This is a genomic window from Paenibacillus ferrarius (assembly GCF_002027705.1).
Classification (GTDB): domain Bacteria; phylum Bacillota; class Bacilli; order Paenibacillales; family NBRC-103111; genus Paenibacillus_E; species Paenibacillus_E ferrarius.
This window is the reverse complement of record NZ_MBTG01000001.1, coordinates 439,648-462,680: the sequence shown is the minus strand read 5'-3', so window position 1 is coordinate 462,680 and position 23,033 is coordinate 439,648. Positions and strand designations below refer to the sequence as shown.

General features: G+C 44.3%; 22 protein-coding genes. 4 read left to right on the top strand and 18 right to left on the bottom strand.

What is annotated here, in order from left to right; all coding sequences use genetic code 11:
* Window positions 1-14: 14 nt before the first annotated feature.
* The 12 genes from BC351_RS02625 to BC351_RS02570 all read right to left on the bottom strand — a co-directional run bounded on the left by BC351_RS02625 (window position 15) and on the right by BC351_RS02570 (window position 12,425).
* On the bottom strand, window positions 15-410 hold the full coding sequence (locus tag BC351_RS02625) for an SRPBCC family protein (RefSeq protein ID WP_079409142.1): 396 nt from the start codon (window positions 408-410) through the stop codon (window positions 15-17).
* A complete protein-coding gene (locus BC351_RS02620; RefSeq protein WP_079409141.1) occupies window positions 407-736 on the bottom strand; it encodes an ArsR/SmtB family transcription factor in 330 nt (109 codons plus the stop codon). Before BC351_RS02620 ends, BC351_RS02625 begins: the two co-directional genes overlap by 4 nt.
* A 176-nt stretch (window positions 737-912) precedes the next feature.
* A complete protein-coding gene (gene fosM / locus BC351_RS02615) occupies window positions 913-1,359 on the bottom strand; it encodes a FosM family fosfomycin resistance protein (RefSeq protein WP_425270894.1) in 447 nt (148 codons plus the stop codon).
* 15 nt (window positions 1,360-1,374) lie between these two features.
* Window positions 1,375-3,042 (bottom strand): hypothetical protein, encoded by a 1,668-nt coding sequence (locus BC351_RS02610; protein WP_079409139.1) that lies wholly within the window; start codon window positions 3,040-3,042, stop codon window positions 1,375-1,377.
* A gap of 186 nt (window positions 3,043-3,228) precedes the next feature.
* Window positions 3,229-4,065, bottom strand: a complete 837-nt coding sequence (locus tag BC351_RS02605; protein ID WP_079409138.1) for an alpha/beta fold hydrolase — start codon at window positions 4,063-4,065, stop codon at window positions 3,229-3,231.
* 54 nt (window positions 4,066-4,119) lie between these two features.
* Window positions 4,120-4,629 carry a MarR family winged helix-turn-helix transcriptional regulator gene (locus BC351_RS02600; protein WP_244208858.1) on the bottom strand — a complete coding sequence of 170 codons (510 nt, stop codon included), beginning with the start codon at window positions 4,627-4,629 and terminating at the stop codon, window positions 4,120-4,122.
* Complete coding sequence (locus tag BC351_RS02595) at window positions 4,626-5,615, bottom strand: polysaccharide deacetylase family protein (RefSeq protein WP_244208857.1); 990 nt, start codon at window positions 5,613-5,615, stop codon at window positions 4,626-4,628. Before BC351_RS02595 ends, BC351_RS02600 begins: the two co-directional genes overlap by 4 nt.
* A 186-nt stretch (window positions 5,616-5,801) precedes the next feature.
* Window positions 5,802-6,635, bottom strand: coding sequence for a nucleotidyltransferase domain-containing protein (locus BC351_RS02590; protein ID WP_079409137.1), 834 nt, complete (start codon window positions 6,633-6,635; stop codon window positions 5,802-5,804).
* Window positions 6,636-6,656: 21 nt separating this feature from the next.
* On the bottom strand, window positions 6,657-9,257 hold the full coding sequence (locus BC351_RS02585) for a GH116 family glycosyl-hydrolase (RefSeq protein ID WP_079409136.1): 2,601 nt from the start codon (window positions 9,255-9,257) through the stop codon (window positions 6,657-6,659).
* A 48-nt stretch (window positions 9,258-9,305) separates the two neighbouring features.
* On the bottom strand, window positions 9,306-10,178 hold the full coding sequence (locus tag BC351_RS02580; RefSeq protein ID WP_158081961.1) for a carbohydrate ABC transporter permease: 873 nt from the start codon (window positions 10,176-10,178) through the stop codon (window positions 9,306-9,308).
* Window positions 10,179-10,199: 21 nt separating this feature from the next.
* Window positions 10,200-11,093 carry a carbohydrate ABC transporter permease gene (locus BC351_RS02575; RefSeq protein ID WP_079409134.1) on the bottom strand — a complete coding sequence of 298 codons (894 nt, stop codon included), beginning with the start codon at window positions 11,091-11,093 and terminating at the stop codon, window positions 10,200-10,202.
* 69 nt (window positions 11,094-11,162) lie between these two features.
* A complete protein-coding gene (locus BC351_RS02570; RefSeq protein ID WP_158081960.1) occupies window positions 11,163-12,425 on the bottom strand; it encodes an ABC transporter substrate-binding protein in 1,263 nt (420 codons plus the stop codon).
* 409 nt (window positions 12,426-12,834) lie between these two features.
* Between BC351_RS02570 and BC351_RS02565 the strand changes: the two genes are divergently transcribed.
* Complete coding sequence (locus BC351_RS02565) at window positions 12,835-13,833, top strand: LacI family DNA-binding transcriptional regulator (RefSeq protein ID WP_079409132.1); 999 nt, start codon at window positions 12,835-12,837, stop codon at window positions 13,831-13,833.
* Between the two features lie 20 nt (window positions 13,834-13,853).
* On the opposite strand, the gene BC351_RS02560 is transcribed toward BC351_RS02565, so the two are convergent.
* The 3 genes from BC351_RS02560 to BC351_RS02550 are packed head-to-tail and all read right to left on the bottom strand — an operon-like array spanning window position 13,854 to window position 16,489.
* Window positions 13,854-14,951 carry a WD40/YVTN/BNR-like repeat-containing protein gene (locus tag BC351_RS02560; RefSeq protein ID WP_079409131.1) on the bottom strand — a complete coding sequence of 366 codons (1,098 nt, stop codon included), beginning with the start codon at window positions 14,949-14,951 and terminating at the stop codon, window positions 13,854-13,856.
* 50 nt (window positions 14,952-15,001) lie between these two features.
* The gene (locus BC351_RS02555) at window positions 15,002-15,883 is read right to left on the bottom strand and encodes a nucleotidyl transferase AbiEii/AbiGii toxin family protein (protein ID WP_079409130.1); all 882 of its coding nucleotides are present in this window, start codon (window positions 15,881-15,883) and stop codon (window positions 15,002-15,004) included.
* Window positions 15,884-15,904: 21 nt separating this feature from the next.
* On the bottom strand, window positions 15,905-16,489 hold the full coding sequence (locus BC351_RS02550; RefSeq protein ID WP_079409129.1) for a hypothetical protein: 585 nt from the start codon (window positions 16,487-16,489) through the stop codon (window positions 15,905-15,907).
* A gap of 180 nt (window positions 16,490-16,669) precedes the next feature.
* Between BC351_RS02550 and BC351_RS02545 the strand changes: the two genes are divergently transcribed.
* Window positions 16,670-18,268 (top strand): DUF5050 domain-containing protein, encoded by a 1,599-nt coding sequence (locus BC351_RS02545; RefSeq protein WP_158081959.1) that lies wholly within the window; start codon window positions 16,670-16,672, stop codon window positions 18,266-18,268.
* Window positions 18,269-18,503: 235 nt separating this feature from the next.
* Window positions 18,504-19,943, top strand: a complete 1,440-nt coding sequence (locus BC351_RS02540) for an ABC transporter substrate-binding protein (RefSeq protein ID WP_079409127.1) — start codon at window positions 18,504-18,506, stop codon at window positions 19,941-19,943.
* A gap of 400 nt (window positions 19,944-20,343) precedes the next feature.
* Here BC351_RS02540 and BC351_RS02535 read toward each other — a convergent pair whose 3' ends face one another.
* Window positions 20,344-20,730, bottom strand: a complete 387-nt coding sequence (locus tag BC351_RS02535) for a VOC family protein (RefSeq protein WP_079409126.1) — start codon at window positions 20,728-20,730, stop codon at window positions 20,344-20,346.
* Window positions 20,731-20,946: 216 nt separating this feature from the next.
* On the opposite strand from BC351_RS02535, the gene BC351_RS02530 reads away from it, so the two are divergent.
* On the top strand, window positions 20,947-21,609 hold the full coding sequence (locus BC351_RS02530) for a nitroreductase family protein (RefSeq protein ID WP_079409125.1): 663 nt from the start codon (window positions 20,947-20,949) through the stop codon (window positions 21,607-21,609).
* 58 nt (window positions 21,610-21,667) lie between these two features.
* Here BC351_RS02530 and BC351_RS02525 read toward each other — a convergent pair whose 3' ends face one another.
* Together BC351_RS02525 and BC351_RS02520 are read right to left on the bottom strand one after the other, a co-directional pair.
* Window positions 21,668-22,165: a DinB family protein gene (locus BC351_RS02525; RefSeq protein ID WP_079409124.1), complete on the bottom strand. Its 498-nt coding sequence runs from the start codon at window positions 22,163-22,165 to the stop codon at window positions 21,668-21,670.
* A gap of 140 nt (window positions 22,166-22,305) precedes the next feature.
* Window positions 22,306-23,031, bottom strand: coding sequence for a ThuA domain-containing protein (locus tag BC351_RS02520; protein WP_079409123.1), 726 nt, complete (start codon window positions 23,029-23,031; stop codon window positions 22,306-22,308).
* Between the last annotated feature and the right edge of the window lie 2 nt (window positions 23,032-23,033).

Below are 23,033 nucleotides of genomic sequence, written 5' to 3'. Positions count from 1 at the left end.
TCAAGTTCATGCGATTATTGTTCCAACAACTTTTCAAGCTCGCTGCACCATTTACTAACGCCATACCTAGCGCCTTCGAGTCCTTGCGTATTTGAGAATCCAGTTTGTTCGAGATGAAGGTTAACCTTTCCGTCGCCTAAATCCTGCAGCGTCCAAGTGGCCGTCAGCTTATCGCCGCTGACCATCGTATAGGACAACCGGTTTGGTGGGTCCACGATAAGCACTTCGCCGTCAATAATGCCATTCCACCATTCGGTCGGTTGCGTGCGAAATTGAAAACGGTGTCCTACGACCGGCTTAAAATCATTGTCCATGACCCACTTGGCAAGCTTGTTTGAATCGGTTAATGCGGACCAAAGTTTTTCGATTGATGTCGTGTACTGAAAATCCAAGGATAATGTTAAACTCATTCTTCTTCCTCCTCTAATAGTTGGTTCAAACGCAACATATTCGTACTCCAGAACTTGCTGTAGAAAGCCGCCCAATCTTGAATTTCTCTAAGTGGAGCGGCGTTTAGCCTATATCGCGTTTCTCTGCCGACTTTTCGGTCAAGTATCAGTCCGGCTTCTTTAAGAATTGTCAAATGCTTAGATACCGCTGTACGGCCCATTTGAAACTGTGCCGTTAACTCATGAAGCGGCAGCTCCTCTGCCTCTGCTAATATACGAATCAATTGGCGCCTAGTTGGATCTGCAACTGCATCAAACACATCCCGCAACTGGTTGTTTTCGCTCACAACACCCTCTCCTACGTATTATTACCAAGGGACAGCCGTTAATATCACCATCACCACCCGCTTAAAGTATGCGGCTCTATTCGGACGTCGCGTCCACGAGGCGATAATCCCTAATACGACACCATTTGGTGTCTATTTAATAATAGGCCACCATTTGGTGTCGTGTCAACATCATTTTAATTGAAAAACTCCATATGTTTTTTTTCCTGCTTATAATAAGCTAATCTGTCTTGCAAAGTACCTGTATGAAATTCGAACTTATGACCATCTGGGTCTGTAAAGTAAATTGATTTTTTATCTTTTTCATCTCTAGGACGACCTGATAGGATATTTACATTCAATTTCTTTAGTTTCTCATACATATCAACAAAGTTTGCTTCTTCAATTGAAAAAGCGATGTGCGTGTAAGAGAGGTTTATTTCATTGCGAGGAATGTCTTTTTCTACATTCAAAGCAAGCCACATCCCATTTAAATCAAAATAGGCCGTCCTTCTCCCCTTCACTAACAGTTTTGCACCAAAAACGCTTTCATAAAACACAATAGAATTGTCTAAATTAGAAACCGAAAACAAAAAATGATTCAAACCTGTTATATTCACCCTATCACCCCAACCCAATAGCATCGTTTCAGTAAAGCATCATTCGTTTGGCAAAATAGCAAAAACTACGGGATCACCGATAATCTTCTGGATGTCATCATTTGTTACGGTCCTTGTCCCTCCCCCACCCATCTCAAAATGAATGGAAACAGGAACGATTCGCATGGCATACTCACCAGGGGCCGATACTTTCCCTTCTGTACCTTTCTGATCCCACTCGATGAAAATCGATTGCGAGCTCAAATTTTCGAGAACTGTCGCTGCGAACGGAGGCAGCTTTCTGGTCCATACGAGCTCCTGCTGCTCCAGATGCTTCAGAGCTTCTTCAGGTTCATTATTAAGCTTAAAAATTTGCAATTCGAATTCTGGCGAAGGAGTTACGGTCAACGATTGATTTGAAAGATTTTGGGCACGCAGCGTGAATGGAATGCCTTCGTCCTGGTAGAAGCCGTGCCGCTGGGAATTTTTCATCAAAGTCAGTGCAAAAGGTATTCCTTTGAATCCTTCAGTCTCTCTCCATTGATCCCAATTGTATACTCTCCAGCTTCCGACTAACGAGCTGTCCGTGTCGTTCCGCGGCTTTGGAATCCACAGATCGCCTTCGAATCCGCGGAATAAATACCAGTCCAGAATGCCGTCACCAGACCATTTTGCGATGCTTTTCACCTCCTGCGGGGCATAGTAACCTTTGGGATGTGCAATAGCATCAGGGCTAGGATATGTATAAGCGGCCGTGTCCTTGGTCAAGTATAAAATTTCACTAGAGGCTACGGTTCCAAGAGGCCGCTTATGAAGCGACAAGCTCGGATTGACCCAAACCGTTCCGGTAGAATCCGTCTTTATTTGAAACCAATCCCCCCAGCGAGCTGAAGCTTCCAGTTTCTTCCCCGGTTCGAGCCAGATGGAACGATCATTCGATTCAGGTGCGGATGAGCCATAGCCCCCAGTAGGTAGCGTAATGGACTCCTGTACCGGCTTGATGCCGGCTTTTTCGCCGTTTGGCAGCACCCACCGAGGCCCTTGATCCGTTTGAATCTTGTACCAAACGATATCCCGAAAACGGTATCCTTCTTTTCCGGTATACCATTGGGTGAGGACATGAACGGTTTGTGGAGCGAGAATAATTGGCGCTTTTGTAAGATATGGAATTTCGTACAGCTGTTCGTCACGGGTCAGCAGCATATCCCAGTCGGCAGGCTCTTCCTTGATCTCTTCCAAAAGCAAAGGAGAATATAGCCACATCGGCACCCCGTCTGTCAGATTGATTCGGTACCAGTTATGATAACGCCCTGTAATACGCACCTCTTGGGGAGGAAGAGACAAGATTTTCTGCTCTTCGGAGTACGGCGCATCATAAACCAACTCCGTTCTCAGCGTATGCATCTTTTCGTTCACGGACTCAATTTCCCCGAGCACTACCATACCCGGCTTTCTTGGAATCCACTGCTCACCCAACCATGTATCCACTTTGTACCAAACGTTCATACCGTCACCTGTAGTTTCCTTGACCTTAAGCGTTTGAAAACTACTTAAAACACCTGTTGCCGCATCTTCGGACATTTGGGCATAAAACGGGGCATCCTTGACGATTGTAATGACCTGTGAGTTGGATGAATCGGACGAAGCAGATACAGCGCCAGATGCCACAATTAAACTTGCTGCGGCCACAGCCCCTCCCATTAAACCGAATATCCTTTTCTTATTCATTCGCTCACTCCTTCCCACTTCATTAGACGGAGGACGCTTTCAAAAGTTCCTTGATTTTTCCATATTTTTATGACTCAAAAAAGGGGTTATTTGGCCTGATAAATAGCAATACAGTAGATAACTTTCAATTTTGTGTGATACTAATCTAGCAGAATATTATGGTTTCAGTAAGGTACAAATGATCTATTATGGTAGGGAAATACCAAATCTTCTTAACCAATCCATGATAGTATCTACTGATTCCATATATCTCTGCCCTACGAGTACGCCGGTATGCGTCGTGTTCCAAAGCCCTTTGTATTCAGCACGGAGGTGCTCCGCTGTCACTCTACCCCGTCGGTCGTCATCATCACAGTTTACTGCTTTGACAACCAAGCACGGGCAAGAAATCGAGCTGTTGTCTATTGATATACCCTTTGATTCGATTGAAAAAACAAAAGATGTAAATGCCTTCGATGACTCCATGGCCAGATACTTTCTTTGAAATTCAATGTCATCTTTCGTTTCATCTATGCTTGAAAGCTCTTCACGGGTTGGGGCAGGCAAAATGATGCCAGGTCTCGTCTGGTCTAATTCCTCATAGGGTACTACTTCATGAACCTCTCTACTGATGACCGAATCGATCAATACCAAACCGGCGATCTCGACATTTTCAGCCAACTTCTGGCTCAAGATCCCACCCATGCTGAATCCGATAAGAATCGGCGGAACACCACACTCCGCGATAACCTCTTTGATATCCTCCAAATAATCTTCGAAAGTTATCTTCGTCATATCCAGCAGCCTGCTTTTGTAGTGGCTTCTCAAGTTCATGACATAGCATTTCCACCCGTCACTGATAAAATGAGGAATGTATTTGCTCCACATCCAGCTTCCTGTGAAAGCACCGTGTACATAAAGCAAAGGAGGCCTATTGTTATCTGCTATCGAGAGGTTCTCTCCTTCAAATATCTCTAGAAACAAATCGTTTTCCCCAACGTATTTCTCCATATGATCTGGCAATTCTTTCGTAAAATCTCTCACGATAATCTCATCCTTGTCATTTAGTTTTATATCAAACTATTTATCGAAAAAAATTTAAAAGTTTTGATAAATCTTTTTTAAAACTTTCAGCAAATCTTCTTTTTCTTTATCAGAAATGTTTAAGTAGAACTGGTCTAACATTTCTTTCGATATAGATTCAAAAATCGTTTCTAGTTCACTCCCTTGATTGGTTAACGCAACATAAACAACCCTCGTATCCTCTCTATCCCTTTCTTTTGTCACATATCCAAGCCGGACCAACTTGTCAACTAGTGCTGTGACCGTAGATTTATCCTTATTAATCCTTTTCGAAATGTCCGCCATAGTAAGCCTAGGCTTCTCAAATAGTGCATAGATGATATCACCATGCGAAGTGCCAATACCATCTATCCCATGCTTCACCATCTCTGCTACAATAAACCGATTAACTTTCTCTCTAATTTTGGAGATTAATGAAATAGCATCTCTAGTTTCCATAATCGCATTATAGTTTGATGTCAAACCAATGTCAAATGTAAGTGGAAGCTTGCCGCGGGGGAATGGTAGCCTGGAACTGCTTTTCATTTCAAAAGAGACTTAAAACTGCTCAATCCTGCTTCCCCATTAACAAACAATCGGCGAATTAAGAGAGGATTCTGGTCAGGTTTAGCCATTCCTTGCTCAATCGTAAACGCATAGCGAAACCCATGCTCCTTTAATATGTGCAAGGTAGTCTGGTTTCGCTCCCCAAACGGGTAACAGTATACGTCAGCAGTAATCCCAAGTTCTTCCTCAATTTGACGTCTTGCTTCCGTTATTTCAAACGTTTGCTTCTCTGCGTTCAACTTTGTAAGATTCGGATGAGTCATTCCATGTGGCTGGATGTCCCATCCACCCTTGTGCATTTCTTTGATTTCTTCCCAATTCAAAAAATAGCCGTCTTCAACCATACCTGGTGATATAAACAACGTTGCACGAAAATTATGCTTAGCAAGAATTGGCAGCGCGGCTGTGTAATTATCTTTGTACCCATCGTCGAAGGTTAAGAGTACAACCTTGGCAGTCGGTTTCTCTCCACCTTCCCAAATATCGATGAATTCTTTCAACGTTAATGTCTTATATCCCTGATCAGCTAAGTACTGCATTTGCTCCTCCAATTTTGCCGGAGTGATGGCAGCGGTATTGCCGGGCTGGACTGTTACACTATGATAATTCAGGACAGGAATGCTTATTTGTGTGGTTGTAGGTGCTGTCTTATAGACGGAGTCCATCACGGTGGCAATCGGTGTCGCTGTAGGAGTAACAGTGACTTTCGCTTCTTCGGCCAGCGGTGTCATAAGATTTGGCAGCTCTTGTTGTTTAGTAAACGCATCGTTCGGTACCTCTAAGGATAGAACCGGCAGGTGCTGTTCCTTAAATTCGGGAATTGGTCCTTGTATCGGAGGGGTTTCTCTCGAATCCGCCGCTATCTGCGTTGGCCGAATGGACTGTGATGCTAGGAACCATATAGAGACAGCAGCAATCAGCATTCCGCCAATGATCAGAGTGAGCCGCCAATTCGAAGTAGTCATGAATACCAGCACCATCCGTTTCATAGAATAATGGACAACCTATTACTCTATTTCTATCCGGATCCATGCCAGAATATTCCGCTACCGCTCTAACCTGATCGAAACGAAAAAGGTCGATACCTACTCATTATGTAGGTTACCGACCTTTTTCTGCTTAAACGGCATCTGCCCTCATTCAGCTCCGAACTAAGAAGCAGATGCTTCTGTCTCGTGAACTAGCGATTCAAAGATGCGAACCGCTTCAGTCATGCCCGCCCGTTCAGCCGACAAACAAGCAAAACCTTCCCGCACGCGCTGCTCAAAATTGGCTGGGACAGCAGAAAACTGACCACATTGAGCTACGGCCCCTTTTTCATTGAGTAGGTAGACGCCGTTGCAAGCGAAAAGCACTTGAACCAAGCAGCTTACAGTCCGAAAAAGATGACCAGCCGCATAGGAAACATCGTTGCGACTCTGTGCTTTTTTGGCATTAGCAATTGAGAAATCTGCTTCCCACATGAACTTCGAGATCGTCGCTTGCCGCAATGCAGCAGGATAAGGATCCGTCCGTTGCTTCATGGCCATGACAAGCCCATCAGGATCCCAGAGCAGTTTACAAGAAGCCACTTCTCCCATATAGATGGACGTGCAAAATCCATGCGGATGCCCCGGTTGATAATGAATGTCTATGCGGCCTCGCGAGCAATCGTCAATTACGCTTGATACTCGCTCCATATCACGATAAAGAATATCGAGTGGCAAGCCTCCCGACTTTAACCACCCACCGCCATTAATCCATGGTCCCCATTCGCCAATTGGCGTGATCAGACCCTTGCGTCGCTCCTCATCAAGTGACGTTGCTATCAGATCAAGCGCATGCACATCAATAGGCTGATCTGGTTGATAATATAGGCCCAAATCAATGTCGGATTCCACAGTCTCCGTTCCACGTGCTCTTGATCCGCCTAAAACAATCGCTTTTACGCCAGGAACATGGCGTAGTTGCTCAACAGCTGTTGAAATCACATCATTCGCAGCCAATAGGTATCACCTCCAGTAAACTTAATACCGTATAAGAAGTACGGCTTGCGGTTCAAGAACGATTCGCTCATTCAATATCAATCTTCCTTCAGTTAAAACAAAGCTAACGTTCCTGCCACCGATCGTAACGTTGTTGACGGTTTTCCCTGCTAGTAAATCACATCCAAAGCTAGCCAGTTTGAGTTGACCTCTCAGCACTTCGAATTCAATTTGCTCGTGATTTACGCGAATCTCGCCCCATCCCTCGTGCAAGCTCCAGAAGCAGCGGAAATCTGCTTCTTGCCATTTTGGACTGAAGCCGATATGTCCTTGTACCATATCATATTCAAAACCACTTAGCGCAAGAAGCAACCCATATGAAGCCATCGATCGTACATAGTTGCTTCCGCATTCAAATTCATTCCATGGGTTACGGCGCTCTCCATCATAGCGATCGCGTATGGACTTCACGACGGCAAGCCCTTCCTCGACAAGTCCCTCATAGATCATATGCGAGGCCGCCTGATATTCAAATCCATTCATGCATTCATCCGCATAGGGAACCGGAACGATAGGGCTGTTATCCTTCGGCCATGTACAAATCATAAGCCCTGCCTCTTCATTCAAACCGTAGATACGGCATGCATTAGGATAATCACGTAAATTCTCGATGTAATTGTGCTCATACACCGACTGAAGCGCCTGTTTCACCTTATGAGGCTCAAGGACATAGCCTAATCCCGCAAGGTGGGCGAACCATTGACCAAGCACTTGATCAATACCGCAGCCTTCGCCGATTTGGTACTTGTGCTCACCTGACTCCTCGTTCCAATAAACATCTTCGGCTCCGAATTTTTCGAGGATAGACTTATCCTGGATATTAACCACCTGATGAAAGTACTGACCATTGAATAAATGTTGATTTGCCCAAGAGGACCCTCGCAGCCAGATTGCTTCGTATTCTTCCGCTTTATCCTGTTCACCTAATGCATCTGCCATGCTTGCTGCAGCTTTGAGTGCGGTCAAGTACATAGATGTCAACCAAGAGTTCGGTCCAAATAGTTCCATATCCAGCGTATGATGCTGACGCCCTTCCATGACGCCATCCTTATCGGCGTCCCACTGGTCCTCATTCGTCGGTTCCCAAGCATATTCCAGCGCTTTCCGAACCTGCGGCCAGATCGAGCCCAGCCACTCTGTATCACCGGATACTTTCCATTCCCGATAGGTTTTGATAATCCCTCCCATTTGACCATCGACAGCCGCTCTAAAATCATTTTCAAGTGTCGTTCGCTCGGCTGGAAGCATGAGGCGAAATGCCATTTTACCATTTTCAAATTGGGCATATTTGTAGTCGATATTTCTCATTGACCGTGCTAACGCCGGGAACAGAAACGCCGTAGCTTGTTCGTAGTTCCATACGTGCGTGCATGAGCCTTCGCAAGAGCCTTCGTTCGTATGCACGCCTTCAAATCCATAGAGAGTTCCATCGGTCAACCGCAGCACGGTAGATGATTTCAATATTGAAATGTTGCTGCTGACAGCATCAAGAACCTCATCCGGAAGTGTTGAACGGAACAACGTCTCTTGGAACAGCCGAGTATCTGCATACAGCCGATCATAGTGATCCATAACATAGTTCGCCGTATCCGTGGAGTCGCGAAACAGCGTCGCGTAATAATTTTTCCAAGTAGGCAATTGTTCTTTTCCATCAAGCTTGCCCGGATTCCAAAAGTTAACGCAATTGGGGATGTGCCATGTTAAGACGAATCGAAACGTCGCCTTTTCCCCAGGAGCGATCGTGCGATGGGTGCTAAGCAGGCTGACATCTTGATGTTTTTCGTGCATTCTCAGAGGATCGAGTTCGCGAGGGCCCTCATATTTTCTCTCTTGAAAGCGGCCTGGCCTACGAAAATCCTTCCAAAACACGGTCAAATTGTCGAACCATCCCCCGCGGTACCAATAGGATTGGCAGCTCACATCCTCATGGTCAGTCATTAACGTGAGATTGCCAAACTCAGCTTCCGTATCTTGATAGTGCATAGAGGACATGAGAATTCCATGACGATTGTGAACCTCGAAGGCTTCGTTATAGGCTCCCTTATGAAATGGATTCGTGATGCAGCCAACTACGCTGATGTCCAGTTCATCCAGTGAACGATTGCTTACTTCATATTCGAAAATCGCACAAGGAATCGACGAGTCTCGATCGTTTAGCGGAATAAAAGGATTAAATGAGGTCATTTTGATGCTTATGGGGTCCTCCACATCATCGAATGTCATTTCTGCGAACGGAAACTGGCCTTTGAACGACGTATTCGCGAAGTGAGGGAACCCGGCCATATTTTCCCTCCTAGGTCCATAGCCATATCCCTCATATTTCCCTTTTCCCTCACCCGTATATGGCGCTTTCATATCCCCATGAAGTACCTTTGTTAATTTGACCTCGCCATTATGTTCAGCCTTTACCGCGAAGAACGAGAATCCATTAAAACTCAGTTTGTTCGGCCGGTTGAATATTTCCCAATCAATAAGCCTGCCATTGCCCGCTAGACCAATACTGCCTGTTCCAATGCCCCCAAGCGGAAAGGAAATTTCGCCTGTTTTTGCACCTGTATATGTAAACCTGTTTTCATTTGCCATGGAAAATGCCTCCTTATATTACTTGGCTTGCATGATTTCTGCTCGTTTCTACACTTTAAGACCGCCCGCCGTCATGCCATCCAATAGGTATTTCTGACCGAAAATGTAAAAAAGCAGCGGTACGATAAGCGATAAGGTAACTCCCGCCAAGATGGCCGATAAATTCCCCGTGCCAAACGCGCCCGTTAAAGCCGTCATCCCAATCGGCAGCGTCATTTTTTCGAATGAATTCAAGAAAATAAGCGGTCTGAAAAAGTCATTCCAATGCGCGATAAAGCTAATGACCGATGTAACGACTACCGCAGGGAATGACATGGGAAGAATGATTTTAAGAAATACCCATAACCGGCTAGCTCCGTCCATATATGCGGCTTCATCGAAGGAGAACGATATCGACATCATGGTCTGCCGAATCATGAATATGCCGAACGGATTGATAAGTCCAGGCAGGATGAGCGCCAAATGGGAATCAATCAACCCTAGCTTCGACATCATGATAAACTGAGGGATAATTGTTACCTGCCCTGGGATCATAAGACCAGAGAGAAAGATGAGAAAGAGCACATTTCGACCGGGAAAAGCAATACGTGAGAAGGCAAAAGCTGCCATACTCGAGATAAAGATATGTCCGATCACAATAATTACGCAAATTTTCAAGCTGTTGGAGATAAAATCGACAAACGGTACCTTCGCGAACACCTCTGCGTAGTTGCTAATATGCCAAGCAGTTGGAAATATCGCTGGCGGCAGTGAGAAGGAATCTTTCGGCAGCCTGAGCGAGGTGGCGATTATCCACAAGAATGGAACTAGCATGAGAAAGGACAGAATCAGCAAGCCGCCGTCCAAAACAATTCGTCCCAGACCGATCCGTTTCCTTGTTCTTCTGGCAGTCCCTAACATCTGTTGGTACGATACCTCCACAATCATCAACTCCTCTCTCTCTTACTCGCGATCATAATTCACCCATTTGTGACTGAACGAGAATTGAATAATCGTCACGCACAGTATGAGAAGGAACAAACTGAGCGATAACATGGAGGCGTATCCCATATCATGATGCTGGAACGCAACCTCATAGATATACATATTCACCGATCGGGATGCATCTCCAGGCCCTCCAGAGGTAATAAGGTACGGTTCATCAAAAATTTGCATCGCACCAATAAGTGTTGTAACAAGAACAAAGAAAATAGTCGGTGATAACATCGGTACGGTGATGGCGAAAAATCGTTGGATGCTGCTGGCGCCGTCGATTTCGGCCGCTTCATAGAGCGCTTCCGGAATGCTTTGCAGCCCAATCAAATAATACAGAAAAGCATTGCCGATAAATTTCCAGAAACTATAAATAGCTACAGCCAAGTAAACCCAATTGGGAGATTGCATCCATGGAATTGGATCGATACCGAACTTGCCAAGAAAGTAATTCAAAATACCGAAATCTGTGTTAAAGATGAATTGCCATGCGACGGCTACCGCTGCTGATGTTGCGAGTACCGGGAAATAAAAGATCGTCCGGTACACATATTTCCACCCTTTAGAAATATTTCTGTTCACCGCAAGCGCAATTAGCAGTCCAAGAATCGCATGCATCGGCGTTAAAATAGCGATGTATTTGAGTGTGTTTCCATAGGTCAACCACAGCCGACTATCGCTGAAGAGATGCTTCACATTGGCGAAACCGGTCCATCGGGACGGTGTTAGGACGTTGTATTTCGTAAAACTAAGATAGAGCGTTGCGACGACGGGTTCACCAATAAATAGAATGAAAAACAGCAACGCTGGGGCCAAAAATAACAACCCAATAATCATGTTGGACCGCGTACGGTTCACTAACATGCTTGCTCCCTCCTATGAATCGGGGTGCCGGGCGATCATTTTGATCGCCCTTGGCACACGGATTCAGCGTCATTTTTTCAGGATGGCATCGATTTCTTGTTTGGCCTTCTTCATTGCCGTCGCCGCATCGGATTGGTTAGACAGAATTTCCGACACATGTCGATCGAATACACCTTGAATTTCGCCATATTGCATCGGGGCTTCAACGGCTTTGGCAATATCGGCACTCTCCGCATATACCTTCCAATTCTGCGCCGGTGTCTTAGGCAACACTTCATTCATGACAGAAATACGCGTTGGGATTGATGTATTCGAAAGTGTTGTCTTCTGGGAGTACACACCACCAAGAAAGGCTGAAAGCTTGTAGGCCGCTTCCGGATATTTCGTCGATTTCAATACGGGGAATGCACCTGAACCAAAAATAACTTTATTGGTCTTGAACGTTGGTAAAAACTGCACGTCAATGTTCGTAAATTTATTCTTTTCATACGTGCCAAAGGGCCATTTTCCAGCCGACATCATGGCAACCTGACCATTCATTAACATCTGTATTGCATCATCTTTGGGACTTGGAACTGGTGCGACTTTGTATTTATAGATTAAATCTTGAAAAAATTGCATCATCTCGATGGCATTAGGATCATCCAGCTTACTTGTAGTCATATCGTCGTTAAGTATACTTGCGTTATTATTAAACAACCATGCTGATGCCCCAAAATAGTAGTTTGGAATGGCAAAGCCAAACGTCTTTTTGCCGTCCTTCTCCGTGGTAAGCTTCTGCGCATACTGGAGGAAATCATCTTTCGTCCAGTTCTTATTCGGCGTGGATAGCCCAGCTTGTTTGAGGAGATCGGTGTTGAAATGCATCACAACATTATTCCAGTCCCAAACAAAACCATACGTTTTATTGTCGATGACAAATGGCGACTGGAGCTTGGGATGCAGATCATTATAATTCTCCATGGCTGCTGGATCAGCTTTCATATAGGAATCCAGCGGGAGAAGCAGATCTTGCTTAGCAAACATCTGAATACCTTCGATAGCGACCCGAATCACGTCAGGCGAATTCCCGCCAGCAATCATCGTTTGAATTTTATTGAAATAATCAGCCCAACTACTGTTGACCACTTCAACTCGCTTCACTTTAATATCCGGGTTAAGCTTATTAAACTCTGCCAAAATCGTAGTTAACTGTTCATCGGATGCTTCATTCTTGCTCCAAACTAAGGTAAGCTCCGCTTGGTTTGACTTGGAGGACCCTTCCCCTGAGCTGCATGCGACTAACGACCATCCAAGTGAAAAAATGATTAGAAAGACCCAGACCTTTCTCATTGTCAACACCATCCTTAACAGATTGTGGTTCCACACTCCCGAAAATACTCTCTTCCGGTGCGGCCAGATGTCTGTCTTCGCTGTTGTTCATGGTCGCTTGAAGGTTCGTGCACGTGAACGGAAATTAATAAAAAAAATAGCGGAAAACCAATTAGTGGTCAGAGGCGTCCCTCAGACACTAATCTTACATCACTGTGGTAATATTGGAGCTCCACAACATGGATCGTGCACGTGAACGAATCCATCTTATCAAATGACTCTAAATTTGTAAACGCTTTATTTAAAATATAAACCAGCTTTCCTACATTACCATTTTCTATATCGTTCACGAGCACGAAGTATTGACCTTGCCCTTCAGTTACGCTAGGATTAGACCAAATGATTCCTTGGTCAGGAGGCCACAATTGGTATGAATATAACTAGCAAGCAAATCGCGGAACTCTGTGGCGTTACACGGGGAACGGTGGATAGAGCCTTAAACAATCGCCCAGGTATTCATCCTGAAACGCGCGAGAAGATACTGCGCGTTGCTGAAGAGCTCGGCTATCGCCCTCATTTTTTGGCCCAAAGCCTCGTTAAAGGCCATACGAAAACCTTGGGTATTGTACTTTTCGATATCCATAATCGTATTTTCTCCCAACTCTTTCATGCTTTCGAAGCCGAAGCCCGCAAACGGGGGTATATCGTATATCTGGTCTTATCTCATCGCGACAAAGAGCTCGAATTGGAGTATATCAATAATTTATTAGACCGTAGAGTTGATGGCATCGCACTGCTCCCGGCAAATTTCAACAAAAAGTTCGAATCTCTCCTGCTTCGCTCTCGAACGCCTATTGTGACATTCGGGAATCGCCTTAACGGCCCTTTTCCCTACATCTGGATCGATGACAAACAAGCCATCCAGGACTCTGTCTCCTTTTTAATCCAACAAGGGTACCGCCGTTTGATCTACATAAGTCCTCCGCTAATGAGGAAAGGAAAAGAAAATATTCATGTTCCCGAACAACGTTATAACGGTTTTATTGAAGCTTGCGAAGCAACCCCTGATATGCGGTTTGACATTATCGCCCAGAAGAACTATTTAGCCGAATTAGAAACCTTGATGGATACGACGGATTCTTCAAGCGCGATTCTATGTTCTAGTGACGTATATGCCCTTGAAGTGCTGAAATGGTTAAATGATCGTAAAATCAAAGTTCCTGAGCAAATCGGTCTTATGGGTTTTGATAATATCGATGTGCTGAAGTACATTAATCCGGCAATTACAACAGTTGATTATAATGTGAATGAAATAGGCACAAGACTGGCAGATTTATTGATTAATAAGATTAACAATCAAGACATCCCAAGCGAAACTCTGATCGCTCATCACGTTGTTGAAGGACAATCTGCTACTGCTATGAGATAAACCTTTTCAGCATGAGTCCATCAATCCAACATGTAGACTCTCCACTCATTGCTGCTTTTTTGCTTTCGCACACAGACCGCCATAGTTCCAATAGCCGGATCGTCTTTTACATCCGTTTGGTATTGAAGCCCGACGCATAGCTGATCCTGATCTGGTTCATTTGAAGGCGGATATGCTCTGATAAACGTATATCTGTGCGTCTTCATTGAAGTAATCCACGATACGGATGCTCCCACTTCCAACAGCTTGCCGACTTTCTGCTCATCTTGAGCTAACCAATGGTCGGCAAAGCGTTTTATGGTATCAAGAGCAGCTGGGTCGCCATGAAATCGCAGGATCGATGCCGTTTCGAAGAGATGCCAGTTTGAGCCGTTGTCTGTGGTTTCGTAATAAACAGAATCCGTTCCCTGTTCCTTTGTATAATCGACTCTGACCGTTCCCACCCCATCCTCGCCAAGTTCTGGTGGATATGCCACTGCGAACTGAAAGTCCCTCTGATGAGGAAACTCTTGTACGATCCAGCTCTTCCCGCTATCCGTTGTGCGATAAAAGGGAATCACATCCTTCATTTTGTAGGAGGAGGTGATATAGCCTATTCCATCCTCTTGAATCATCATTGAAGCGACTTCCCCGCTGATACTGGATGTTAAGTCACCATCAAAGGTCCAGGTTGTTCCATTGTCTTCTGATCGGTACAGCGTTTTTCGTGTCAGATTCTCTTTTGGCTCCGATTGCAGCATGATCAAAGAAGGGCCATTTTGATGAAGTGATGTCAGGAGATGATCTCGATCCACTTCAGCCTCCCATGACTGCTCGATTGGCAGCTGAGTGTAAGCCCAATTTCCACCACGGGTATCCGTACGATAGACTTGCAGCCCCGTTCTGACGCTGGCATTGGGTGGACGGTCGATCGTCCATCCCGTCATATCGCCTTCATGATAAAAATATATGCGATTTCCGCTTGTTAATGGCATGGGAAAACCCTCCAACACAACTTGAGCGGGCTTCGTTTCAGGCGTTTGCTGGGAAGTTGGAACATTTTCCGGTATAGAATGATCACAGCCTGCAGCAAGTAGGGCAGCCAACACCATGGTTTGGATAATCACATATATTTTCATTTTGTACCTGTCCTCCTATCTCCATTAAAGGTTCAAATTAGTTAAAAATGTTATGTTGGACTTGGTAGATTTTCAAAAGCATCCGCATTTATCCCGGATAGATCCATTTTTTTACGTAAATCAGTCACAATTTGCATAAAATATATGTCAAGAGTCATGTTTCCAGCATACTTTTTCAAATCATAATCTTCGGATAATAAAGGATAGAGATCATATAAATCGTCGACAAGTATCTTTTTTATATCAGCTTTTGTAATAGCCCGATCTATATTGCATTCATTGACGAGAGCCTGTAAGGTTTCCTTAAGCGCACTCTGGTCGTAAGTTGGATGTGATAATAAATGTTTTAGATCATAAAGATCTTTAAACCTAGGTCTCACTATTGTTTGATGCAGTTTCCAAGCAACCTGGATTGAAAGCGGAACGGTGAACGGAACAAAGAAGCTATCAACCAATACAGATTGATATACTATAGAAACGGGTTCTATTCCCAGTTCTAAGTTAAAGGAAACATCCAGACAAAACTCGTGATACTGACGCGCTTCCCCTTCTTCCCCTTCGAAATAATAGGCAATATCCGTATTAACCGTCGGAAAATCATCTGCCATTGCATAATCGATATATCGCCAAAATGCATTGTCTCGAAAACTTCTAAATCGTATCCCGTCGTTTAGGTCCAGTTCGGTCACTTGAATCATCCAATTTGTAAATGTTTCACGCGCATGTTCAACGTCTTTGATCTTGCCTGCATACAAAAAGTCTATATCTTCCACGGACCGAATTTCTCGGTTGTCCATAAATTGTCTCGTTAGCAAGCTGCCTTTTAATACAAATGGCATGTGCACAAGAGATACTCTTCTCAAAAGCGCTTCTAAAACAACGAGCTCTCTTACCTCATCATTCAAATCTTTTACCTTATTCATTCCACTCATATGTGTCCCCCGCCAATAAAATTATGAAATCCATCCGCTGTCCAACTCTTCCCTACTGTCATAGATACATAATTCATATTGTTCTTTCAATAGCTCTATTTTATTTACGTTCAAAATGGTATGTATCTTTTCTACTCGATCGTAAAACTGTTGCGCACTTTCATATTCTCTGACGGTTATAAATCTCACTTTCCCATTCACATTTAAAGAGTTTCTTGAAATATGTCCGCCATGACCTTCACATAAATTTTTTAACATAGCAACATCATCAACCTGTACTTTGCCATGCCATTCAAAATAAGGTTTAGAACTTTTGATGATTGGCTGGTGAAAATACTCTTCTTCCTTTGGAGAAATTTCTATTTTTTTTCTAACAACTATAAAGCCGTTATTTTGAAACTTATCTGCAATCTTTTCAATTTCTTTATTAGCTTCATGAAAATCTGTACGGTGGATAACTCCTGTAATCATCGGTTGATTGATGTAATTTCCATGATCCAAGATGATCATAACAGGTTTCAATCGTTCCGATTGACAAATGCTTATAAAAGCATCCTTCTCGTCAAGCTTTAAATCATTGAGCGTAATGTGGATTTCAAATTCCATTGCCTCACTCCCAAACATTTCTTTAGGCTATCTAATCGATGTTATCAGCAATATTTTACCACAATTTTACTTGAAAAAAGGCACTAGATCCATGATAGTCTCCATTCACGATCTAGCAAAAGCGAGCTGTAACTTTTTACCATGTTCCAGCGTATATATCAACCGAGAGGAGCGGAGACAATGATGAGAACAAAATGGGCCGGAAATGCGGTCGTTTTTTCAATATGCATAAGCTTATTGGCGCCTGCGGGACATAGTCGAGCTGCAGATATGAGCGTGAGGGTAACGCTGCCGGATTTTGTAGTGAACCTGAACGGTCACACGGTGGAAAATCAATACCGCAAATACCCGTTGCTGGTTTATCGCGATATCACCTATTTTCCGATGACGTGGAACGATACTAGACTGCTTGGTTTGGAGGCGAATTGGTCTCCGAGCGAAGGTTTGACTATTAAGCAAAGCCAAGTGACCTCCTCGTATGAGCCATACAAGACCGATCGTCGCAACGCAGCCGCCTACGCGGCGGAGGTTCCAGCATCCTCCGTCACGATCAACGGGAAGACGATTGACAATTCCAAAGAAGAATACCCGTTGCTAAGCTTCCGGGATATGACGTATTTTCCGTTGACATGGGGCTTTGCGCACAACGAGTTCGGATGGGATTACCGGTGGGACGATGCCAAGGGCCTCAGCATCACATCTTTTAATCCGCAGCTGCAAACTGTCGGCCTCCCTGCTTATGCCGGAGAGAACGATGTCGCCCTTTTCAAGGGGGATTACTACTTCGTCGAGACGACGGGTACGACAAACCATGTATATCGGGTTCCCGTGCAGCAGCCATCACTTAAGCAGGAGATATATACTTATGACATCGGGAGTTTTGATCTTCAGCATACTCCTTTATCCTTTCAAATCCGTGACAACACGCTGTGGTTTACCTATCACCTTGGGGGAGGTTTTATGGGTCACGACGAGTTCGTGAAAATTGGTATTGACCGGAAAGCAGAGTCTTTGAACTCGGGGTATTTTGGATATATGGACTTCCGCGACACGCTATATGGTACGTTGATTGTTAAACTGGGCTTAGCGGCGTTAGCACGCGACAACTTGTTATTATTGCCTCCGGGGCAGGATGTAGCGAAACCCAAGAGCGTCGGGGATCCGAGCGTAATATACGGTGGTCATGTCATTAACAACGGTGACGTTGAAAACGTAGGAGTTAATGCTTTATCTACAGCCGTCATAGGAGACGATGTGTACCTGCTTGCTACACACAGCAAATCCGATGCAAATAAGATTTACAAAATCAATCTACAAACGAATAAAAGCAATAAAATTATCGACTCGAACGTCAGCTGGTTCCGGCTTATCGATAACAAGCTATACTATGTAAAAGATGAGGACAATGCTTTATATTCGTCCGCGCTAGACGGGACTCGCGAAATGAAACTGTCCGACCATGCTGTATCTTGGTTTGACAGTATCGATGGCAACGTATTTTATACAACCAAGAAGGACGCGAACCGATTCGAGCTGTACCAGGCCGATCCGAACGGGGATGATCCGCTCGTATGGACAACACCGGTCGCCAATGTGCAAGTATTGAACAATCGGCTTGTATGCCAGTTTGGCGAAAACGATGACTACGGCGTCGTTCTGCTGGACAGTTCAGGTCACTTGCTGCTGAAAGCAGCAGATCCGATCGCGCGCATATTCACGTCAGACGAGGGGATTTTACTTAAATCCGCTCGAGATTCTTCAGTCACATTCATCCGTTGAACGAAAAAAGTGATTTCACTGTTAAAAGGGCTGCCGAATGGCAGCCCTTTTCCCCATTATCAGAAAAGAGTCGGTACCATTCCCCCATCCCTACGGATTGGAGAGCCTTTAAATTCGACAAAACAATCTTCTATTCTACTAATTATGGAATAATTTGTATTATCAATCCGATATGTGTATGATAGTGAAGGAAATATTACTATATTTGGTAATAGATAAAGATGGAGGGAATCAAATGAAACGTTGGATGTGTACACTTGCTGCCATTGCGGTAACTGCTTCGCTGACAGGGTGTAATTTTTCGGTGAAGGCTGATGGTAGTTCAAGAGAAGATGGATCGCTTAAGAAGTTGGGGAAAGACGAGAAAGCAACGATTAAAGTGATGTATTATGACAAAAATTCCTTTTACCAACAGTACGGCAATCTTTTCATGGCCAAAAATCCGAATATTGACGTAGAGGTTATCTCAAATCAAGGCATTTATGGATCTGGCCAAGATCCTCAAGAAGCGCTAGATAAACTCATTGAGGAAGAAAAGCCGGATATTATCCTCGTTAACGGCACCGACCAACTGGAAAAGTTCGTACAAAAAGGACGTCTGTATGCGCTGGACGATGTCATTAAGCAGGATAAATTCGATGTGGAGCAGATCCTTCCAGCTACTCTGGAGACGATTAAGCTCAAAGGAGAAGGCAAATTATATGGACTTTCACCAGACTTCTACAGCCAGGCTCTATTCTATAATAAGGATCTCTTCGAGCAGTATGGCATAGAACTTCCGAAAAATAAGATGAGCTGGGAAGATGTTATTAATCTCGCCAAACGATTCCCGACCAATGGTCAGGGAGATCAGCGAATTTATGGATTTTCCGCTTATTCTTACATGCGCGAAGGAGTCGCCTATCAATATATGAGCAGCATCGGCACGACGCTGGGTCTGGATTACATCGATCCTGAGCAGATGAAGCTGACGATCCAGACAGATGCCTGGAAGAAAGCTCTTCAGCTTACCGTCGACTCTCTGAAATCCGGTGCGTTGTACATGCCCAAAAATCAAAACAACGATTCTAATGCGCCGCGCATGTACGAGGATTATCTCAAAGAAAATTTGTTCGCTATGGGCAAGGTTGCAATGACGATTGACGGCAACTATATGATGCAAACTCTGCAAGAGGCTAAAGACCGTCTGAAAGATGTGAAGCCTGTCAATTGGGATATCGTCACGGTTCCCATTGATCCACAAAATCCGGACTTTTCTAACACGGTTTCCGTATCCAATCTATTCGGTATCAATGCCCAGTCGCCGAATACGCGTGCGGCTTGGGAATTCATCAAATATATCAACAGCGACGAATTTGCTAGAGTCATGTCCAAGTCTTCTAACAGCCTGATGACTCGCACCGCATACTCCAAAGAGAGAAACGGCCATAATCTTGAGCCATTTTATCTCCTGAAACCTAATCCTGACAAGAGCTATAAAGGTTACGAGAAAATTCCAGTTGGCTTCTACCAGCCGTTCAGCATGCTCGCCAATCAAGAAATTCAAGCCGTCATCGATGGGAAGAAATCAGCTGATGAGGCACTTAAGACGATTCAAGATAAAGGACAAGAACAATTACTGCAAGCGAAACAAGCGGATGATGCCCAGAAACAGGCTCAGGCCAAGCAGAAATAAAGCCAAGAGGCTTTCTTCTTCTCCATTGGAATTTGTCCAATGAAATCAGCCGTCAAAGTGCTTATTGCAAGCTTGCACGGGAAATAATCCAATGAAATTATTCATTAACTCTCAAAATGGCTGCTTTTTAGATTATGTATTGGAGTTTATCCAATGAAATCGTCCTTCCAGCTCTTCAAACTTGATTGCATTGGAATAATTCCAATGCAATCTACTTCTCACTTCATCCCTTCTCACAAAGTGGGGCTCCCTCTCCATAAATTTGCACACTTTCAAAAGAGCAACACCACAATCCTCTCCTAAAAATTAAGACTTTCTATAATGGCAAAAAAACAGCCACAATTACTGGCTGCCTTTAAGTCAATATCAGGTTATTTTTAACAGTTTTGAAATTATTGGACTAATGAGCGGTAATCATCCAGGGCACACCGAACTTGTCCACGAACTGTCCGAAAAAGCCGCCCCAAGGTGCCTCTCCGAAAGGGAATTGTACATTACCGCTATCCGAAAGCTTGGTATAGGCATCGCGGCCCTCGTCTTCCGAAGCGAATTCAAGATTCAAACTCAAACCATTCCCATGACTATGGCCAGCGAAATCGCTCAAAAACAGGTTAACTCCCGCGACAGCAATACACATGTGCATGACCTTGTCCTTGTTTGCTTCTGATTCATCGCCCATTTGGCCATGCGTCATAACGGACACAACTTCTCCGCCGAGCGAGCTAATGTAGAATGCAGCTTGAGCTCTCGAGTCCTCAGAGATAATATAAGGTGTAAGTTTTGCCAAGAATAAACATCCTCTCATTGTTTGGTTTTAATTTCACACACTTAATATACCATATTAGGCATACATTTTGTAAATTCTCATGGGGATCGGTCATGACTGATTAGGATTATGTTATTTATACGCATCACTGACTCATTTTTTCTTGACATTAACACTAATGTCATGCTTTATGATATAAATGAAGTTAGTTTAAATATAGAAATGGAGAGAGAAACCATGTCCGATTTGCAACCAACCCAGCTGTTAGAACAACAACTTTTTTCCGATGTTATTCGAGAACGCCGCTCCGTCCGAAACTACGATCCAGCAGTCAAGATTTCCCGGGAGGAATTAACCGAAATATTGCAGGAAGCTACATTGGCTCCTTCATCCGCTAACTTGCAGCCGTGGCGCTTTCTTGTGATCGACTCGCCCGAACTTCAGCAGAAGCTGCTTCCAATTGCGTTCAACCAACAACAAGTGGTCGAGGCTTCGGCTATCATTGCCATACTCGGCGACTTGGAGAATATTAAATTGGCCGAGAAGATTTATGGCCAAGCAGTCGATGCAGGTTTCATGCCTGAGCAAACAGCCAGTTCTTTTATAGAACGCTATACAAACATGTTTGCAAGTATGCCACAGGAAGCCATTCGCCAAATCGTCAATGTCGATTGCGGATTAGTATCCATGCAGCTCATGAATATCGCTCGTGCCAAAGGTTATGATACAGTCCCGATGGGTGGCTACGACAAAGGAAAGTTCGTAGAAGCTTTTGGTATTTCAGACCGCTACACTCCGGTTATGCTAATAGCCATCGGCAAGGCTGCTACCCCTGGTCGTCCTACAACAAGGCTGCCAATTGAAGATGTAACCTTCTTTAACGAAATTCCACAAGAATAAGAACAGGCAAAGACCTTCATTTCCACTTTATTGTGGATTCTGGGGGTCTTTTATTTCCTTAAACAAGCTTTTGAACCAGTTCATCCTTTTGGCGCAGATGATGGTGAAAATGCATACTTGCCAAATCAAGCCACTCGCGCGCGTTGAGCCATCCAAAGCCGTCATGTTTGACTTTATAATTTGGGTTTATTGCATCTAATTTCGCTTCCCATTCAGACATTCTCTTTACTACTAAATCGAGTCCATTCAAAAGGTCGTCTTTACTTTCAGAATTACTGGGATTATTTTCGGGACCGTCCGGCAGCTTGATTTTGATCGGAGGGAATGCACCGATAGCAAACAATTGCGCGCCGCCTTCTGTTTTCCCTTGAATTTGCTCCTCATTTGAGGAAGCGCATATTTCCACTTTGTCAAGGTAATCGAGCGCAGCAAGTATCAAATGATCATACATTTGGCCCAACGACCAAACACCCAGCTCGGATATATACCTTAATTGATCCAAGGAATAACGCTGCAAATCTCTTTTGTATGACTCTATTAGCTCGGTATAATTCACTTAAATACACCTCTTTATCCGGATATATATTCCATAATACCATATAGAAAATAACGTCATTTCTTTTCTATTGCTAATTTTCTATTGCTAAAAAACACAAAAAAACGGCATCTCTGCCGTTTCATTATAATTTGCAGCGTTTAAAGCTCCTCCAGCGGCTTGACGTTGCCGAAGACTGGCACTGTCGTACCCTTCACTGGTGCGGCCCAGTGGACAGAATTCGCAATCACCTTCAGGATTTCCTGATTATGGTACGTAGGCGAGGTTTCGTGCCCAGGTCTAAAGACGAAAATCTTCCCTTTGCCTCTCGTATAAGTCATACCGCTGCGGAATATTTCTCCACCCTGGAACCAGCTCACCATAATGAGCTCATCCGGCGCCGGGACATCAAAAAACTCGCCGTACATCTCCTCTTCCGCCAGCTCGATATACTCTCCAAGCCCTTCGGTGATAGGGTGGTTCGGTTGGAGAATCCAGATGCGTTCCTTCTCGTTGGCTTCCCGCCATTTGATATTGCACGAGGTGCCCATCAACTTTTTAAATATTTTCGATTGGGAAGCTGAATGCAGTACGATGAGTCCCATCCCATTTAGGATACGATCGTGTATTTTCTCAACAATGTCATCCCGTACTTCATCGCCTGCGATATGTCCCCACCAGACAAGCACATCGGTGCGGTTCAACACTTCATCGGTCAGCCCGTGCTCCGGCTCATCCAAGGTTGCTGTAGTAACGTTTAATCGCTGTTTGCTCAAATAATCTCCAATGACGCGATGAATGCCTTGCGGATATATTTTCATCGCTGGCTCATAATTCAATTCGTGTCTAAATTCATTCCATACGGTAACGTTAATCGTTGATTCCATGT